Source organism: Azospirillum sp. UENF 211521 (genome assembly GCF_058780535.1).
Genome location: NZ_JBSNCF010000003.1, coordinates 249,658 through 267,274, shown reverse-complemented (window position 1 = coordinate 267,274; position 17,617 = coordinate 249,658). Strand labels below are relative to the sequence as shown.

The following is a 17,617-nucleotide window of genomic DNA, read 5'->3' as shown; positions in this document are numbered from 1 at the left end:
GACGCTTGCCCCCTCCCTAACCCTCCCCCGCTTCGCAGGGGAGGGGATTGGTCTCCCTCTCCTGCGAAGCGGGGGAGGGAAGGGGCCCGCGGCGAAGCCGTGGGAGGGGTGGGGGCAACGCGCCTACACTCCCTCCGGCACCAGCACCTTCCCGCAAATGTCCCGCGCCTTCTCGAACCGGTCCGGCGCGGCGGAGCGGGCCAGCAGCCCCTCCCCGAAAATGAACGAGTAGAACAGATAGGCCCGCGCGAAGGCGTCGTCGGAGTCCAGCCCCAGGCCGGCGAACAGGTCCGACACGCAGCGCAGGCGTTCGCGGTCGACCTCGGCCACGATCTCGGACGCGCGGGGATCGCGGCGCGCCCAGTCGCGCATCGCCAGTTCGATGGCGATGCCGCGCGGGTTGTTGCTGCCGCCGTACAGCGACAGCACGTAGCGCAGCCCCTCGGCGGGCGTGCGGCCGTCCAGGCGGGTCTGCGCCTTGATCGCCTCGATGCGGCCGGTCTTCCAGCCCTCCAGCATCGCCTCCACCAGCTCCATCCGGTCGCGGAAGTGCCAGTAGAAGCTGCCCTTGGTCACCTTCAGCCGCTTGGCCAGAAGCTCGACCCGCACCTGCTCGACGCCGCCCTCCGCCAGGGCGGAGAAGGCGGCGGACAGCCAGGATTCGCGGTTCAGCGTCTTCGCTTCCATCGGCAACACTCCGGAGACCATACGGCAGCGTATCGATTCGCCGATGGCCTGTCCACAACCCGCCGGGCGGAACGAGCGCCGAACCTTATACGGATTTGACCGGAGAGGAAAAGCCGGGCGCGCCTCAGCGCGCCTTTGCCGCGGTGAACAGGTCCTTGTGGGCGTCGCGCAGCAGGTTCTTCTGCACCTTGCCCATGGCGTTGCGCGGCAGCTCGTCCATGAAGAAGACGCGCTTGGGTACCTTGAAGTTGGCGAGCTGCTCCTTGCAGACGGCGATCACCGCCGCCTCGTCCGGGGTGGCGCTGCCGGGCTTGCGCAGGACGACGGCGGTCACCGCCTCGCCGAAGTCGGGGTGCGGCACGCCGACCACCGCCGATTCGACGACGCCATCGATGCCGTCGATCACCGTCTCGACCTCCTTCGGGTAGACGTTGAAGCCGCCGGAGATGATGAGGTCCTTGGCACGCCCGACGATGTGGACGTAGCCGCGCCCGTCCACCTTGCCAACGTCGCCGGTGATGAAGAAGCCGTCCGGCTTGATTTCCTGCTTCGTCTTCTCGGGCATCCGCCAATAGCCGGAAAAGACGTTCGGCCCGGCCACCTCGATGATGCCGATCTCGTCGGTGCCGAGGCTGGCGCCGGTCTCCGGGTCGACCACGCGCACGGAGACCTCCGGCAGCGGGAAGCCGACCGTGCCGGGGATGCGGTCGCCGTCCAGCGGGTTGGAGGTCAGCATGCCGGTCTCCGTCATGCCGTAGCGCTCCAGGATGGCGTGGCCGGTGCGGGTGGAGAACTCCTTGTGCGTGTCGGCGAGCAGCGGCGCCGAGCCGGAGACGAACAGCCGCATGTGCGCCGTCGCCTCGCGCGTCAGGCCGGGATGGGCGAGCAGGCGGGTGTAGAAGGTCGGCACGCCCATCATCACCGTGGCGCGCGGCAGCAGCCCCATCACCTGCTCGGCGTCGAACTTCGGCAGGAACAGCATGGAGGAGCCGTTCAGCAGCACGCAGTTGGTCGCCACGAACAGGCCGTGCGTGTGGAAGATCGGCAGGGCGTGCAGCAGCACATCGTCCGGCTGGAAGCCCCAGTATGTGTGCAGCGTCAGCGCGTTGGAGCCGAGGTTGCGGTGGCTCATCATCGCGCCCTTCGACCGCCCGGTGGTGCCGGAGGTGTAGAGGATCGCGGCGAGGTCGTCGGGCTCGGCCGGGACGGTCGCGAAGTCCGTACCCTTGCCGGCGGCCTGCTCCGGCAGCGTGCCCTCGCCATGGGTGCCGAGCGTCAGCAGATGGGCGACCTTGGCCTTGTCGGCGACATCGCGCAGCGCGTCGGCGGATTCGGGGCGGGCGACGAAGACGTGCGGCTCGGCATCGGTCAGGAAATACTCGACCTCCGCCTTCGTGTAGGCCGGGTTCAGCGGCAGGAAGACGCCGCCCGCCCGCACGGTGGCGAGGTAGAGGATGATGTTCTCGACCGACTTCTCCACCTGCACGGCGACCCGGTCGCCCTTCTTCAGGCCGAGGTCGGCGAGCAGGTTGGCGTAGCGGCCGGTCAGCGCTTCAAGGTCGCCATAGGTGACGGTGCGCGCCTTGTCGGTGCCGGGCTCGGTCTCGGCGAAGGGGCGGCTGCGGTCCGCCGGAAAGCGGGAACGGAACAGCTCGAACAGGTTGCCACCCACGTCGGACATTGTGATTCCCTCCATGCACCCGGTGATCCGGTGCCCAGGATTTAGCACAGGCACCTGCTGTCGGCCACATCTTTGTATACGGAAGACCGGGTTATTGTATTTCGTTTCCGCCCATGATGGACACGAACTCGGTGAAGATGTCGATCTGGATGGTCACATGCCGCCGCATGGCGGCGTAGGCGGCCTCCGGCTCGCCGGCCAGGATCGCCTCCACCACGTCGTCATGCTCCGTGAAGCTGTCCTTGACGCGGTTGGGATGGTTGAGCTGGTAGCGGCGGTAGGGGGCCAGCCGGGCGAACAGGCCGCGCGCGATTTCCTGCAGCGGCTCGTTGTGGCTGCCGGCCTGGACCGCCTCGTGGAAGGAGCGGTTGACCGCGTAGTAGGCGTCCAGCTCCCGCGCCTCCATATGCGCCTTCGATGTGTCGTGCAGGCGTTTCAGGGCCTGCTTCTCCTCCTCCGACATGCGGCGGGCGGCGAAGCGGGCGCACAGCCCCTCGATTTCCGACATCACTTCGAACATCTGCACCATGCGGTGCAGCTTCAGCGGCGCCACCACCGCCCCCTGGCGCGGCTGCTTCTCCACCAGCCCGGCGTGGACGAGTTGCAGGATCGCCTCGCGGATCGGGGTGCGGGAGATGTTGAAACGCTGGGCGAGGCTTTCCTCGTCCAGCCGCGTTCCGGGGCGCAGGCGGCCCAGGAAGATGTCCTCCTCGATGGCGAGCCGCACCTCGTCGGCGCGGGTGGCACCCTTGTCTGCGGCCTTATTGGCGGCAATCCGGTCGCTCATCCCGAGCGTGTCCCCTTCCTCGTCCGCGGCCTTCCGCCGCCCCTGTCTCTGTATACAAGAGATGGACAGCGGGTATCCAGCATGATAGTCCTTCCATCCAACAATGAGAACCGGAGATCCGCCTTGGACTCCGGGCCACTGCGGTTCTGGGGAGGATGCGCATGGATTTTGCGCTTTCGGAGGAGCAGCAGGCGTTCCGCGACACGGCGCGCGATTTCGCGCAGCAGGAAATGGCGCCGAACGCCGCGCACTGGGATGAGAACAGCGTCTTTCCCATCGACACCCTGAGGCAGGCCGCGGCGCTCGGCTTCGCCGGCATCTATGTGGGGGAGGAGTTCGGCGGCTCCGGACTCGGGCGGCTGGACGCGGCGCTGATCTTCGAGGAGCTGTCGGCGGCCTGCCCGTCCACGGCGGCCTACATTTCCATCCACAACATGGCCTCCTGGATGATCGACCGCTTCGGCAACGCGGAGCAGCGCGCCCGCTTCCTGCCGAAGCTGACGGCCATGGAGCATTTCGCCAGCTATTGCCTGACCGAGCCGGGGGCGGGGTCCGACGCGGCCTCGCTGCGCACGCGGGCGGAGTGGGACGGCGACCATTACGTGCTGAACGGCTCGAAGGCCTTCATCTCGGGCGGCGGCACGTCGGACGTCTATGTCTGCATGGTCCGCACCGGCGAGCCCGGTCCCAAGGGAATCTCCTGCATCGTCGTGGAGAAGGGCACGCCCGGCCTGTCCTTCGGCAAGCAGGAGCACAAGCTCGGCTGGAAAAGCCAGCCGACGTCGGCGGTCATCTTCGAGAACTGCCGCGTCCCCGTCGCCAACCGCATCGGCGAAGAGGGGGAGGGCTTCCGCATCGCCATGAAGGGGCTGGACGGTGGGCGCCTGAACATCGCCGCCTGCTCGGTCGGCGGGGCGCGCTTCTGCCTGGAACAGGCCGTCGCCTACACCACGGAACGCAAGCAGTTCGGCAAGCCGCTGAACGCCTTCCAGGCCCTGCAGTTCAAGCTGGCCGACATGGCGACGGAACTGGACGCCGCCCGGCTGATGCTGCACCGCGCCGCCGCCAGCCTCGACGCCGGATCGCCGGAGGCGACGGCCCATTGCGCCATGGCCAAGCGCTTCGCCACCGACGCGGGGTTCCAGGTGGTGAACGAGGCGCTGCAGCTTCACGGTGGGTATGGCTACATCAAGGAGTACCCGATCGAGCGGATTTTCCGCGACCTGCGGGTTCACCAGATTCTCGAAGGCACCAACGAAATCATGCGCGTCATCATCGCCCGCCATCTGACCGGCGGCTGACGGCGGCACAACAAACAACGTCACAGTAAGACGAGGGGAAACGCTATGGCGACGATCGCCTTTATCGGGCTGGGCAACATGGGTGCGCCGATGATGCGCAACCTGCTGAAGGCCGGCCACACCGTCCTGGCCTTCGACCTGTCGGAAGCCGCCTGCACCGCCGCGCGCGACGCCGGCGCCACCATCGCCACCGGCCCCGGCGCGGCGGCGGGGGAGGCCGAGGTGGTCGTGACCATGCTGCCCGCCGGCAAGCATGTGCGTGAGGTCTACACGGCGCCGGACGGCATCATCGCCAAGGCCAAGCCGGGCAGCCTGTTCATCGACAGCTCCACGGTCGATGTTGAGAGCGCCCGCGCCGTCGCCGCGGCGGCGGAAGCGGCGGGCCACGCCATGGTCGACGCGCCGGTGTCCGGCGGCGTCGGCGGGGCCGAGGCGGCGACGCTGACCTTCATGGTCGGCGGCAGCGACACCGCCTTCCGCCGCGCCGAGCCGATCCTGTCGGCCATGGGCAAGGCCATCGTGCACACCGGCGGGCCGGGCAACGGCCAAGCCGCGAAGATCTGCAACAACATGATCCTCGGCATCTCGATGCTCGGCGTGTCGGAAGCCTTCGCGCTCGCCGAGAAGCTGGGGCTGGAGTTGCAGAAGCTGTTCGACGTGGCGTCCAAGTCGTCAGGCCAGTGCTGGTCGCTGACCAGCTACTGCCCGGTGCCGGGTCCGGTCCCGACCTCGCCGGCCAACCGCGACTACCAGCCGGGCTTCGCCGCGGCGCTGATGCTGAAGGACCTGAAGCTGGCGGTCGAGGCCGGGCAGAGCACCGGCAGCCCGCTGCCGCTCGGCGGCGAGGCCGCGCAGATGTACGCGCTGTTCTGCAACGCCGGCTTCGGCGGCAAGGACTTCTCGGGCATCGTCAATCTCCTGCGCGGGAAGCCGTAAGGACGGTCACGGGGCCCCCTCCCTAACCCTCCCCCGCCATTGGCGAGGGAGGGAACTGCCGCCGCTTTGCCAAATCTCCCTCCCCCGCCCAGCGGGGGAGGGCCGGGGTGGGGGCAAGGTTCGCATGTGGATGAGTCTCAATCCGCCTGCTGCATGACGATGGCGTCGGACGCCCGGCCGCGGAAGTGGATGTTGCCGTCGCCGTCCAGGAACGCCCAGTCGCCGGTCAGGTAGTAGCGGCGGCCATGGCGGAAGCGGGCGGCGGTGCGTCCCGGATCGTTGGCGTAGGCGTCGAACCAGAAGAGCGGCGAGGACTCCACGTCGATGGCGATCTCTCCCGCGCCGCCGACCGGCGCTTCGCGGCCCTGCGGGTCGAGGATGACCACGCGGAAGCCCGGCAGGGGCCGCCCCAGCGAGGAATTGGCGGTGCGGTCGGCGTGGCCGGGATCGTAGCGGTTCATCATGAAGATGCCGGTCTCGCGCTGCCCGTACTGGTCGAGCAGGGGAACGCTGACCACCCGGTTGGCCCAGCCGATCAGCTCCGGCGGCAGCGGCTCGCCGACCACCGACAGGATGCGCAGCGCCAGCTTGTGCGGGCCGCCCTCCGGGTCGGCGCTGTGCCAGGCGCGGATCTGTGAGGGCGCGCAGGTCAGGTTGGTGACGCCGAACTTCGTCAGCATGCGGTAGCCCTGCCGCACGTCGTAGGGACCGTCGCAGAAGATCGTCGTGCGCCCGAGCAGCAGCGGCCCGACCAGCCCGTAATAGGCGCCGTAGGCCCAGCCGGGGTCGGCCATGTTCCAATAGATGTCGTCGTCGCGCAGGTCGAGGCCGATTCGCATGTACTGCTCGATCCCGGCCAGCGCCATCACGGGCAGCGAGACGCCGAGCGGCTTCGGCTCCGCCTCGGAGGTGTAGATCAGCGCGAAGGCGTCGCGGTCGGCGTAGCGGGCGATGTCGGGCAAGGGGACCGATTCATGAAGGGCCGACCAGAAGGGCACCGCGTCGGCGCCGGGACCGAAGGCCTCGTCGCCCTCCACCATCACCACGGGGCGGCTGTTGTCGCGCGGGATCTTGCGGCGCAGGAATCCGGTGGTGACGATCGCCCGCGCCTCGCTGTCGGCCAGCCGGTAGGCCACCGCGGCGGCGGAATAGGTGGTGAAGAGCGGCATGTAGACCCCGCCGAGCCGCCAGATCGCCAGCGCGGCGATCAGCAGCTCCGCCCCCTTGGGCAGAAGCACCGCCACGCGGTCGCCGCGCCCGACGCCGAGGCCGCGCAGCACCGTGGCGAAGCGTGCCGAATCGCGGGCCAGCCGGGCGAAGCTCAGCTCCGTCGTCTGGCCGGCTACGCTCTCGTGCAGCAGAGCGGCGCGGGCGCCGTCGGCGCGGGCGTGGCGGTCGCACAGCAGGTCGGCGAGCGGAATCGCGTCACCTTGATAGTCCGGCCGCAGGAAGGCGGTTGGCTGGACGGTGGCCGGGTCGGGCGCCGAAACGTCGTTTGCACCTTCGGGGCGGTGGCGGGCGGCGGCGATGCGGCCCAGCGAATCCAGCTCCGGCCCCAGATGATAGCGGCGGCTGCGCGGGTCCTGGTCGATGAAACGCTCCCGCGCCAGCGCGGTCAGCAGCCGGTGCGCGGTCGCCTTGGACAGGGCGGTGTCGCCCATCAGGTCGGCCAGACGCGCGCCGTCGGCCCCATGGGAGGCGACGGCGCGCAGCAGGGCCAGCGCGCGCTCCAGGCTTTGCGTGCCGCCGGACGCACCAGCGGGGGCGGCTTCGGTGTCGGAATCAGGCCGGGTCATGGTGGGGTCCATATTATGGACCTTCGGGCCCGATGTCGCTCCAAAAAACATGCATACACGGAATGTCCGTGTTGAAAACGGTGCGCATCACAGGCTATAGTTCAGACGTTGCACAAAGGACGGTCCACAATATGGACCAGTTCGCTAGGCCAACGATCCAGCGAACGATAAAAAGGCAGTTCCACAGCAACGGAGGAGGAAATGTCAGGCGCGCCCGTCGCATCGCCACGCGGTTACGCCCATCCGGCCGACGCCACCCGCGCGGCCTCCCCATCGGACACCATCTTCGAAGCCCGGGGCGTGTCCTTGCGCTTTGGCGGCGTGCAGGCGCTGACCGACGTCGGTTTCAGCATCCGCAAGGGGGAGCTGTTCTCCATCATCGGCCCGAACGGTGCGGGCAAGACCTCCATGGTCAACTGCATCTCCGGCCGCTACCGGCCCACCGACGGAAAGGTCTATTTCAAGGGCCAGGACATCACGGGCATGACGCCCAACCACCGCGCCTCGCTCGGCATCGGGCGCACCTTCCAGAATCTGGCGCTGTTCGGCCACATGACGGTGCTCGACAACATCATGGTCGGGCGCCATCACCTGCTGAAGAACAACTTCTTCACCGGCTCGCTCTACTGGCTGACCGGCGCCCGCAAGGAGGAGCTGGCCCACCGCCGCGAGGTCGAGGAGATCATCGACTTCCTGGAAATCCAGCATGTCCGCAAGGCCACCGCCGGCACGCTGTCCTACGGCCTGCGCAAGCGGGTGGAGCTGGCCCGCGCCATCGCGCTGAAGCCCGACCTGATCCTCCTGGACGAGCCCATGGCGGGCATGAACCTGGAGGAGAAGGAGGACATGGCCCGCTACATCGTCGACCTGAACGAGGAGTTCGGCATGACGGTGGTGATGATCGAGCACGACATGGGCGTCGTGATGGACATCTCCCACCGCGTGATCGTCCTGGAGTTCGGCAAGAAGATCGCCGAGGGCACGCCGGAGGAGGTCCTGGCCGACCCGCGCGTCAAGCGCGCCTATCTCGGCGAGGACGACGAGGAGGACGAGGCCGTGGCCCCGCCGCCCAAGCAGGAGGTCGCGTGATGTCCCTTCCTGATATCAAGACCCACGACACGCTGCCGAAGCTGCTGACCCTGCACGCCCGCGAGCATGGCGGCGACGTCGCCATGCGCGAGAAGGATTTCGGCATCTGGCGCGAGTTCACCTGGGCGGACATGCACGCCCGCGTGCGCGCCTTCACGCTCGGCCTCATCAAGTTGGGCGTGGAGCGCGGCCATGTGGTGGCCCTGCTCGGCGACAACCGGCCCGACTGGGTGATGGGCGAGATCGCCGCCCACGCCATGGGCGCCATGAGCCTGGGCATCTACCGCGACGCCATGGATGAGGAGGTCGCCTACCTCATCACCTACGCCGACGTCCACGTCATCTTCGCGGAGGACGAGGAGCAGGTCGACAAGCTGCTGAATCTCGGCGAGCGCCTGCCGACGCTGAAGCACATCATCTATTCCGACCCCCGCGGCATGCGCAAATACAGCGACCCGCGCCTGATGGAGGCGGCGGAGCTGGTGAAGCTGGGCAACGCGCTGCACGCCGAGAAGCCGAACCTCTACGAGGAGCTGGTCGGCGCGACGCGCGGCGACGACGTGGCGGTGCTCTGCACCACCTCGGGCACCACCTCGAACCCGAAGCTGGCGATGCTGCCGGCGGGGCGGCTGATCCGCCACGTCGCCAGCTACCTGTCGGTGGACCCCAAGGGGCCGACCGACGAGTATGTGTCGGTGCTGCCGCTGTCCTGGATCATGGAGCAGATCTACGCCGTCGGCATGGGCATGGTGTCGCGGATGCGCGTGAACTTCGTCGAGGAAGCCGAGACGATGATGAACGACTTCCGCGAGATCGGGCCGAGCTTCGTGCTGTTCGCCCCCCGCCTGTGGGAGCAGATCGCCGCTGACGTGCGCGCCCGCATGATGGACGCCTCCCCCTTCAAGCAGAAGATGTACGATTACGGCATGAAGCTGGGGCTGGAGGCGCTTGCCAACGGCACGCGCTCCGCCGTCGCCGACCGCATTCTCTTCGCAGCGCTGCGAGACCGCCTGGGCTTCACCAACCTGAAGTCGGCGGCGACCGGCGGTGCCGCGCTCGGCCCCGACACCTTCAAGTTCTTCCAGGCGCTGGGCGTGCCGCTGCGCCAGATCTACGGCCAGACGGAGACGATGGGCGCCTACACGGTGCACCGCTCGGACGACGTGGACTTCGACACGGTGGGCGTGCCCTTCGACGACGGCGTCAAGGTCAAGGTGATCGAGCCCGACCAGAACGGCATCGGCGAGATCGTGGTCAGCCATCCCAACATGTTCGCCGGCTACTACCGCAACGAGGCCTCGACCACGGCGGACCTGCGCGACGGCTGGATGCACACGGGTGACGCCGGCTTCTTCGACAAGAAGGGCCATCTGGTCATCATCGACCGCATCAAGGACATCGCCACCACCAGCAACAACGACCGCTTCAGCCCGCAGTACATCGAGAACAAGCTGAAGTTCAGCCCCTACGTGGCCGAGGCGGTGATCCTGGGCAACAAGCGGCCCTACCTGTCGGCGATCATCTGCATCCGCTTCCCCATCGTGTCGAAGTGGGCCGAGAAGAACCGCATCGCCTTCACCACCTACTCCGATCTGGCGTCCAAGCCGGAGGTCTACGAGCTGCTGCGCCAGGAGGTGGAGCGGGTGAACGCGACGCTGCCGGAGTTCCAGCGCATCACCAAGTTCCTTCTGCTCTACAAGGAACTGGACGCCGACGACGGCGAGCTGACCCGCACCCGCAAGGTGCGGCGCGGCGTGATCGCCGAAAAATACGGCGAGATCATCGACTCCATCTACGCGGGCCAGCCGGCCATCGACGTGGACACCACCATCACCTTCCAGGACGGCACCAAGCAGCGCATCCGCACCGTGCTGAAGGTGGTCGACCTGCTGCCCACGCCGGCCAAGAAGCCGGCGCAGGCCGCGGCGTGAGGGGGCGGTGATGCGCCACGCCAGAAAATCCCTCTCCCGTCCCGGGAGAGGGAAGGGGCCCGCGCACAGCGCGGGAAGGGTGAGGGTGTCGGCAATGGGCCGGCGCTCGATCCTCGAATGCACCCTCACCCGGCCCTGCGGGCCACCCTCTCCCGGGACGGGAGAGGGGATTGAGAACGAGGCCACGCCATGACCTTGCTCTTCCAGCTTCTCGTCAACGGACTGATCGTCGGCGCGCTGTACGGCGTCGTGGCGATGTCCTTCGTGCTGATCTACAAGGCCAGCCGCATCGTGAACTTCGCCCAGGGCGAGTTCCTGCTGATCGGCGCCTGGACCTGCTGGTGGCTGCTGACCTCCTGGCAGTTGCCCTTCTGGATCGGCTTCCCGATCACGCTGGCCTTCATGCTGGTCTTCGGCATCGTGCTTCAGGTCGTCGTGCTGCGGCCGATGATCGGGGAGCCGATCATCTCCGTCATCATGGTCACCATCGGCCTGTCGATCTTCTTCCAGGCCATGATGAAGTGGATGTTCGGCGTCTTCGCCAAGCCGTTCCCGACCATCTTCGCCAGCCCGACCGTGAACATCCTCGGGCTCGACGTGCAGACCGTCTATGTGATGAGCCTGGTCATCTCGCTGCTGATCATGGCGGGCTTCGGCTGGTTCTTCAAATACTCGCGCATGGGGCTGGCGATGCGGGCGACCGCCTTCGACCAGCAGGTGGCGCAGTCGCTGGGCATCTCCGTCCGCCACATGTTCGCGATGAGCTGGGCGATCTCCGCCATGGTGTCGGCGGTGGCCGGCGTCACGGTCGGCGTCGTCAACGGCGTGTCCTCCGCGCTCTCCTTCTTCGGCATCAAGGTCTTCCCGGCGGTCATCCTCGGCGGGCTGGACAGCGTGGCCGGGGCGGTGCTGGGCGGCCTGATCGTCGGCGTGCTGGAGAATCTCGCGCACTACCTGGACAGCCAGTGGCTGAACTGGGGCAACATGTACGAGATCGCCCCCTTCTACGTCCTGATCGTCATCCTGATGATCAAGCCCTACGGCCTCTTCGGCACCAAGGACATCGAGCGCGTGTAAGGAGCGGCCGCAACCATGGCGAACATCAGTCTCATCCCCTGCGGCGACTTCAAGACCCGGTACGCCGCCGACACGACCATCTTCCCGACCAAGACCAGCCGCAACTTCGCGATCCTGGGCGTGGCGCTGCTGCTGCTCTGCCCGGCCTTCATGGACCGCTACTGGCTGAACCTGTGCATCCAGATCGGCTATCTCGGCATCGCGGCGCTGGGGCTGAACATCCTGGTCGGCTTCACTGGCCAGATCTCCATCGGGCACGCCGCCTTCTTCGGCTTCGGCGCCTTCTCGTCGGCGTGGCTGTCGAACAGCTTCGGCATCCCGGTGGCGCTCGCCATCCCGCTGGCCGGCGTGATGACCACCGGCGTCGGCATGCTGTTCGGCATCCCGGCGGCGCGGCTGAAGGGCCTGTACCTCGCCATCGCCACTCTGGCGGCGCAGTACATCCTTCAGGACTTCTTCTCGCGGGCGGACTGGTTCACGGGGGGAACCGCCGGCACCATCGCGGAGCCGTTCACCCTGTTCGGCTACGCCTTCGACACCGACGAGAGCTTCTTCTACGTCGTGCTGGTCTATGTGGTCGTCATGTACATCCTGGCGACCAACCTGATGCGGTCGCGCGACGGGCGGGCGCTGGTGGCGGTGCGTGACCATTATCTCTCCGCCGAGATCATGGGCATCAACCTGACCAAGTACCGCACGATGTCCTTCGGCATCTCGTCCTTCTACGCCGGCATCGGCGGCGCGCTCTACGCCCACTACCTTCAGTTCGTGTCGGTGGAGGGGTTCACGATCCTCTTCTCGATCCAGTTCCTCGGCATGATCATCATCGGGGGTCTGGGTTCGATCATGGGGTCGCTGATGGGCACCGCCTTCATGGTGCTGCTGCCGGAGGTGATGCAGGCCATCACCACGGCGCTGTCCGGCACCGCCATCGACGCCGCGCTGAACCTGAGGGAGGCCATCGCCTTCCTGCGCGAAATGGCCATCGGCCTGGTCATCATCCTGTTCCTGGTCTTCGAGCCGGACGGGCTGGCCCACCGCTGGAAGCAGATCAAGGCCTACTGGAAGCTCTACCCGTTCTCGCACTAAGGCCCTTTTCGCACATCGGCTTCTGAAAAACATAACGACTGGGAGAAAACGCACCATGACCATGAAGACCGTCCTGCTGGCGTCCGCCGCCGTCGTCCTGCTCGGCACCGGGGCCGCCAACGCCCAGAAGATCCCGGTCGGCCATCTCGCCGACCAGTCCGGCGCCACGTCGGACGTGGGCGTGCCCTTCGGCCAGGGCGTCGCCGACGCGCTCGCCTACATCAACAAGAACGGCGGCGTCGGCGGCACGACGATGGACGTCGAGACGGTGGACTACGGCTATCAGGCGCCGCGCGCCATCAGCCAGTACAAAAAGTGGTCGTCGGGCAGCGGCAAGGTCGCGGCCATCCAGGGCTGGGGCACCGCCGACACCGAGGCGCTGACCGGCTTCGTCGGCAAGGACGAAATCCCCTATTACTCCGGCTCCTACTCGGGCCACCTGACCGACCCGACCGGCAACGGCCCGCACGGCTCCAAGCCGGCCCCCTACAACTTCTTCTACGGCCCGTCCTACTCCGACGGCCTGCGCGCCATGCTGATGTGGGCGGCCGAGGACTGGAAGACGAAGGGCGGTTCGGGCAAGCCGAAGTACGTCCACATGGGCGCCAACCACCCCTACCCGAACGCCCCGAAGGAGGCCGGTGAGCAACTCGCCAAGGAGCTGGGCTTCGACGTGCTGCCGGCGGTGCAGTTCGCGCTGACGCCGGGCGACTACACCGCCCAGTGCCTGACGCTGAAGCAGGCCGGCGCCAACTACGCCTATCTCGGCAACACGGCGGGTTCCAACATCTCCGTGCTGAAGGCCTGCCAGACGGTCGGCGCCCAGGTGCAGTTCATGGGCAACGTCTGGGGCATGGACGAGAACGCCGCCAAGGCCGCCGGTTCGGCCGCCAACGGCGTGATCTTCCCGGTGCGCACCGCGGCGATCTGGGGCGGCGACGCGCCCGGCATGAAGATCGTCAAGGAAATCTCCAAGGTCTCCGACGCCGCCGGAACCGCCTACCGTCCGGTGCACTACGTCTCCGGCATCTGCTCCGCCTTCTACATGAAGGAAGCGATGGACTGGGCGAAGCAGAACGGCGGCGTGACCGGCCCGAACATCCGCAAGGGCATGTACCAGAAGAAGGATTGGGTGCCGGCGGGCCTGGAGGGCGTCTGCGTGCCGTCGACCTGGACCGAGACCGATCACCGCGGCATGGACAAGGTCAACCTGTACCGCGCCAACGTGTCCGGCGACACCGGCGGTTCGGTGGACGAGCTGGTGAAGGCCGGCACGATCAAGCTGGAGAAGATCGCCACCGTCGACGTCCCGCGCAAGCCGGAGTGGCTGGGCTGGTAAGCCGGACCGCCCCCGCCGCCGCCGTGAAAGGGCGGCGGCGGGGGCACCCGTCCCGTCTCACTGCATCAGGTGCCGCATCATGAACGCCGCCACCGCGACCGCCGCGGTCACTCCCGCCAGCGCTCCGGCGCCGGTTCCCGGCACGGCCAAGGCGCCGCTGCTGTCCGTCAACAACATCGAGGTCGTCTACAACGACGTCATCCTGGTGCTCCGCGGCCTCAGCCTGGAGGTGCCGGAGGGGGAGATCGTCGCCCTGCTGGGCGCCAACGGCGCCGGCAAATCGACGACGCTGAAGGCCATCTCCGGGCTGCTGAAGACCGAGGACGGCGAGGTCACGCGCGGCGACATCTCCTTTGGTGGCGAGCGCATCAACGGCATCGACCCCGACAAGATCGTCCGGCGCGGCATCTTTCAGGTGATGGAGGGCCGCCGCATCATCGGCGACATGACCTGCCAGGAGAATTTGCGCCTCGGCGCCTTCACCCGCCGCGACGGCGGCGTGAAGGACGACATCGAGATGGTCTATCACTATTTCCCCCGCCTGAAGGAACGCACCGGTCTCGCCGGCTACCTGTCGGGCGGTGAGCAGCAGATGCTGGCCATCGGGCGCGCGATGATGGCGCGGCCGAAGCTGATCCTGATGGATGAGCCGTCGATGGGCCTGTCGCCGCTGATGGTGAAGGAGGTCTTCAGCATCATCCGGCAGATCAACAAGGACCTGGGCGTCACCATCCTGCTGGTCGAGCAGAACGCCCGCATGGCGCTCCAGGCCGCGACGCGCGGCTACATCATGGAGAACGGCAAGGTCGTTCTGGACGGCACCGCCGAAGAGCTGCGCAACAACGAGGACGTGAAGGAATTCTACCTCGGCGGCGGCAACGAAGAACGCAAGAGCTTCAAGAACCTCAAGAGCTTCAAGCGCCGGAAGCGCTGGATTTGAACGTTTCCCTCTCCCCTCTGGGGAGAGGGTGGCCCGAAGGGTCGGGTGAGGGGGTTGCGCTTTTGCCGGACGTGCCACCAAGCGCAACCCCCTCACCCTGACCCTCTCCCCAGAGGGGAGAGGGGACAAGAAAAACAGCCGGGAGGCATCGGTGTCCGACACTTACGATCAACTCGAAACCCGCTCCCCCGACCGGCGCGAGGCGGAGCTGTTCGCGGCGCTGCCGGCGCAGATCGCCCACGCCAAGGCGAACGCGCCCTATTTCACCCGCCTGCTTGCCGATGTGGACCCCGCCGCCATTCGTGACCGCGCGGCGCTCGCCGCGCTGCCGGTGACGCGCAAGTCGGACCTGATCGCGCTGCAGAAGGAGGCGCCGCCCTTCGGCGGGATGACCACCGTCGCCATCGGGCGGCTGGCCCGCGTCTTCGCCTCGCCCGGCCCGATCCACGATCCGGAGGCGCACGGCACGGACCCCTGGCGCACCGCGCGGGCGCTCTACGCCTCGGGCATCCGCGGCGGCGACCTCGTGCAGAACTGCTTCGCCTACCACCTGACCCCCGCCGGCTCGATGTTCGAGACCGGCGCGCACGCGCTGGGCTGCGCCGTCATCCCCGCCGGCGTCGGCAACACGGAGATGCAGGCCCAAGTGGCCGCCCATCTGAAGCCGCGGGCCTACATCGGCACGCCCGACTTCCTGAAGATCATCCTGGAGAAGGGCGACGAGCTGGGTCTGGACCTGTCCTCCATCGCGATCGGCCATCTGACCGGCGGCCCCTTCCTGCCGGACGCCCGCGCCTATTACGAGGGGCGCGGCATCGCCGCCTACCAGAGCTACGGCACCGCCGACCTCGGCCTCGTCGCCTACGAGACGACGGCCCGCGCCGGGCTGGTGGTGGAGGAGGGCGTGATCGTGGAGATCGTCCGCCCCGGCACCGGCGACCCCGTTCCGGAGGGCGAGGTGGGGGAGGTCGTCGTCACCACCTTCAACCAGGCCTACCCGCTGCTCCGCTTCGCCACCGGCGATCTGTCGGCCGTGCTGCCCGGCGAAAGCCCCTGCGGGCGCACCAACATGCGGCTGAAGGGCTGGATGGGCCGCGCCGACCAGACCACCAAGGTCAAGGGCATGTTCGTCCACCCGCAGCAGATCGCCGAAGTGCTGCGCCGCCACCCGCAGATCGGCAAGGCCCGCCTCGTCGTCGGGCGGGAGGACGCCAACGACACCATGACCCTGCGCTGCGAGTCGCCCGAGTCCGGCGAGGCCTTGGCGGCGTCTGTGCGTGAAACTCTGGCCGCCGTCACCAAATTGAAGGGTGTCGTGGAGTTCGCGGCCCCCGGCAGCCTGCCCAACGACGGCAAGGTCATCGAGGACGCCCGCGCCTGAGACCCGTTGATACCCGAAAACAACGATAACCGACCCGATACACACGAGGACCTTTTCGACATGAGCGTCAGCACCGACCTCCAGCTCGACCCCTTCGCGCTCGCCAGGGAGCTGTCGGGCAAGCATTTCTTCGGCGGGGAGTTCCGCCCGGCCTCCTCCGGCAAGGGCTTCCCCGTCGTGAACCCGGCGACCGGCGAGACGGTGGCCGAGGCCGCCTTCGGCGAGGCGGCGGACGTCGACGCCGCGGTGGCCGCCGCGGTGGCCGCGCAGAAGGAATGGGCCAAGCGCCCGGTGCGCGAGCGCGGCAAGCTGGTCGCCGAATGCGGGCGCGTGCTCGACGCCCACAAGGAGGAAATTGCTAAGCTGATCGCGCTGGAGACCGGCAAGGCGCTGCGCACCGAATCGCGCGTCGAGGCCGGCGTTCTGTCCGACGCCTTCGTCTTCTTCGGCGGTCTGGCGCCGGAGCTGAAGGGCGAGACGGTGCCCTTCAACCCGTCCATGCTGACCATGACGGTGCGCGAACCGGTGGGCGTGGTCGGCGCGATCATCCCGTGGAACGTGCCGCTGCTGCTGATGGCGCTGAAAATCGCCCCGGCGATGGTGGCGGGCAACGCCGTCGTGGTGAAGTCGGCGGAGGAGGCGCCGCTCGCCGTCCTGCGCGTCGTGCAACTCATCAACACGGTGATTCCGGCAGGTGTGGTGAACATCCTGTCGGGCTACGGCCCGGAATGCGGCGCCCCGCTGGTGGCGCACAAGGACGTCAAGAAGGTGACCTTCACCGGCTCGGTCGAGACCGGCAAGATCGTCTACAAGACCGCCGCCGAGAAGCTGATCCCGGTGACGCTGGAACTGGGCGGCAAGAGCCCGATGATCGTCTGCGGCGACGCCGACCTCGACCAGGCCATCGCGGGCGCCATCGCCGGCATGCGCTTCACCCGCCAGGGCCAGAGCTGCACCGCCTCCTCGCGCATCTTCGTCCATGACAGCATCCACGACGCCTTCGTGGAAAAGCTGAAGGAGAAGGTGAACGCCATGAAGATGGGCGACCCGCTCGACGAGTTGACCGACATCGGCACCATCGTCTCGCCGCAGCAGCTCGACCGGGTGCAGAGCTACATCGCCATCGGCAAGGAAGGCGGGGCGACTCCGCACGTCTGCTCGGCCATGCCGTCCGACCCGAAACTGACCAAGGGCCTGTACGTGCAGCCGCACATCTTCACCGGTGTGAAGAACAGCGACCGCATCGCGCAGGAGGAGATTTTCGGCCCGGTCTGCTGCGTCATCCGCTGGACCGACTACGAGGAGGTCATCGCCCAGGCCAACGACACCGAATACGGCCTCGCCGCGACCATCTGGACGCGCGACCTGAGGGTGGCGATGGACGCGGTGCATAGGCTGGAGGCCGGGTTCGTGCAGGTGAACCAGAACTTGGTCGTGCAGCCGAACCTGTCCTACGGCGGCGTGAAGTCCTCCGGCCTCGGGAAGGAGGCCTCGCTGGAGGCGATGCTTGAGCACTTCACCCACAAGAAGACGATCATCATCAACATGAAGTGAGCGGACCCTCTTGGCCCTCCTCCGAAAGG

The 17,617-nt window shown here is 67.6% G+C and carries 13 protein-coding genes and 1 pseudogene; 10 read left to right on the top strand and 4 right to left on the bottom strand.

Annotation, left to right across the window (positions count from 1 at the left end):
- Positions 1-123 precede the first annotated feature (123 nt).
- The 3 genes from ACWPN5_RS26005 to ACWPN5_RS25995 all read right to left on the bottom strand — a co-directional run bounded on the left by ACWPN5_RS26005 (position 124) and on the right by ACWPN5_RS25995 (position 3,155).
- Positions 124-687, bottom strand: a complete 564-nt coding sequence (locus ACWPN5_RS26005) for a TetR/AcrR family transcriptional regulator (RefSeq protein WP_492298244.1) — start codon at positions 685-687, stop codon at positions 124-126.
- Between the two features lie 124 nt (positions 688-811).
- Positions 812-2,368 carry a malonate--CoA ligase gene (locus ACWPN5_RS26000; protein WP_492298243.1) on the bottom strand — a complete coding sequence of 519 codons (1,557 nt, stop codon included), beginning with the start codon at positions 2,366-2,368 and terminating at the stop codon, positions 812-814.
- Positions 2,369-2,459: 91 nt separating this feature from the next.
- Positions 2,460-3,155, bottom strand: a complete 696-nt coding sequence (locus ACWPN5_RS25995; protein ID WP_145687609.1) for a GntR family transcriptional regulator — start codon at positions 3,153-3,155, stop codon at positions 2,460-2,462.
- 161 nt (positions 3,156-3,316) lie between these two features.
- Here ACWPN5_RS25995 and ACWPN5_RS25990 point away from each other — a divergent pair, with 161 nt between their 5' ends.
- Together ACWPN5_RS25990 and mmsB are read left to right on the top strand one after the other, a co-directional pair.
- A complete protein-coding gene (locus tag ACWPN5_RS25990; RefSeq protein WP_492298242.1) occupies positions 3,317-4,456 on the top strand; it encodes an isobutyryl-CoA dehydrogenase in 1,140 nt (379 codons plus the stop codon).
- A 27-nt stretch (positions 4,457-4,483) separates the two neighbouring features.
- Positions 4,484-5,392: pseudogene (gene mmsB, locus ACWPN5_RS25985) on the top strand (3-hydroxyisobutyrate dehydrogenase); the annotation flags it as partial.
- 137 nt (positions 5,393-5,529) lie between these two features.
- Here mmsB and ACWPN5_RS25980 read toward each other — a convergent pair.
- Complete coding sequence (locus tag ACWPN5_RS25980) at positions 5,530-7,188, bottom strand: acetate--CoA ligase (protein ID WP_492298241.1); 1,659 nt, start codon at positions 7,186-7,188, stop codon at positions 5,530-5,532.
- Between the two features lie 201 nt (positions 7,189-7,389).
- Here ACWPN5_RS25980 and ACWPN5_RS25975 point away from each other — a divergent pair, with 201 nt between their 5' ends.
- The 8 genes from ACWPN5_RS25975 to ACWPN5_RS25940 all read left to right on the top strand — a co-directional run bounded on the left by ACWPN5_RS25975 (position 7,390) and on the right by ACWPN5_RS25940 (position 17,588).
- A complete protein-coding gene (locus ACWPN5_RS25975) occupies positions 7,390-8,277 on the top strand; it encodes an ABC transporter ATP-binding protein (protein WP_014241713.1) in 888 nt (295 codons plus the stop codon).
- Entirely contained in the window at positions 8,277-10,208 is a 1,932-nt protein-coding gene (locus ACWPN5_RS25970) for a long-chain fatty acid--CoA ligase (RefSeq protein WP_492298239.1), read from the top strand. The genes ACWPN5_RS25975 and ACWPN5_RS25970 overlap by 1 nt, the downstream gene beginning before the upstream one ends.
- A 189-nt stretch (positions 10,209-10,397) precedes the next feature.
- The gene (locus tag ACWPN5_RS25965) at positions 10,398-11,285 is read left to right on the top strand and encodes a branched-chain amino acid ABC transporter permease (RefSeq protein ID WP_376999089.1); all 888 of its coding nucleotides are present in this window, start codon (positions 10,398-10,400) and stop codon (positions 11,283-11,285) included.
- A 15-nt stretch (positions 11,286-11,300) separates the two neighbouring features.
- Positions 11,301-12,374, top strand: a complete 1,074-nt coding sequence (locus ACWPN5_RS25960) for a branched-chain amino acid ABC transporter permease (RefSeq protein WP_114861637.1) — start codon at positions 11,301-11,303, stop codon at positions 12,372-12,374.
- Positions 12,375-12,429: 55 nt separating this feature from the next.
- The gene (locus ACWPN5_RS25955; RefSeq protein WP_114861636.1) at positions 12,430-13,713 is read left to right on the top strand and encodes an ABC transporter substrate-binding protein; all 1,284 of its coding nucleotides are present in this window, start codon (positions 12,430-12,432) and stop codon (positions 13,711-13,713) included.
- Positions 13,714-13,792: 79 nt separating this feature from the next.
- Positions 13,793-14,653, top strand: coding sequence for an ABC transporter ATP-binding protein (locus ACWPN5_RS25950; RefSeq protein WP_145673376.1), 861 nt, complete (start codon positions 13,793-13,795; stop codon positions 14,651-14,653).
- A 151-nt stretch (positions 14,654-14,804) separates the two neighbouring features.
- A complete protein-coding gene (locus ACWPN5_RS25945; protein WP_145687645.1) occupies positions 14,805-16,034 on the top strand; it encodes a phenylacetate--CoA ligase family protein in 1,230 nt (409 codons plus the stop codon).
- 60 nt (positions 16,035-16,094) lie between these two features.
- On the top strand, positions 16,095-17,588 hold the full coding sequence (locus ACWPN5_RS25940; RefSeq protein WP_492298237.1) for an aldehyde dehydrogenase family protein: 1,494 nt from the start codon (positions 16,095-16,097) through the stop codon (positions 17,586-17,588).
- The last annotated feature ends 29 nt before the right edge of the window (positions 17,589-17,617 follow it).

Coding starts and splice junctions, on each gene's coding strand:
- ACWPN5_RS25995 (WP_145687609.1), bottom strand. CDS start 3,155: ATGAGCGACCGGATTGCCGCCAATAAGGCCGCAGACAAGGGTGCCACC.
- ACWPN5_RS25950 (WP_145673376.1), top strand. CDS start 13,793: ATGAACGCCGCCACCGCGACCGCCGCGGTCACTCCCGCCAGCGCTCCG.
- ACWPN5_RS25960 (WP_114861637.1), top strand. CDS start 11,301: ATGGCGAACATCAGTCTCATCCCCTGCGGCGACTTCAAGACCCGGTAC.
- ACWPN5_RS26005 (WP_492298244.1), bottom strand. CDS start 687: ATGGAAGCGAAGACGCTGAACCGCGAATCCTGGCTGTCCGCCGCCTTC.
- ACWPN5_RS25965 (WP_376999089.1), top strand. CDS start 10,398: ATGACCTTGCTCTTCCAGCTTCTCGTCAACGGACTGATCGTCGGCGCG.
- ACWPN5_RS25975 (WP_014241713.1), top strand. CDS start 7,390: ATGTCAGGCGCGCCCGTCGCATCGCCACGCGGTTACGCCCATCCGGCC.
- ACWPN5_RS25990 (WP_492298242.1), top strand. CDS start 3,317: ATGGATTTTGCGCTTTCGGAGGAGCAGCAGGCGTTCCGCGACACGGCG.
- ACWPN5_RS25970 (WP_492298239.1), top strand. CDS start 8,277: ATGTCCCTTCCTGATATCAAGACCCACGACACGCTGCCGAAGCTGCTG.
- ACWPN5_RS25980 (WP_492298241.1), bottom strand. CDS start 7,188: ATGACCCGGCCTGATTCCGACACCGAAGCCGCCCCCGCTGGTGCGTCC.
- ACWPN5_RS25955 (WP_114861636.1), top strand. CDS start 12,430: ATGACCATGAAGACCGTCCTGCTGGCGTCCGCCGCCGTCGTCCTGCTC.
- ACWPN5_RS25940 (WP_492298237.1), top strand. CDS start 16,095: ATGAGCGTCAGCACCGACCTCCAGCTCGACCCCTTCGCGCTCGCCAGG.
- ACWPN5_RS26000 (WP_492298243.1), bottom strand. CDS start 2,368: ATGTCCGACGTGGGTGGCAACCTGTTCGAGCTGTTCCGTTCCCGCTTT.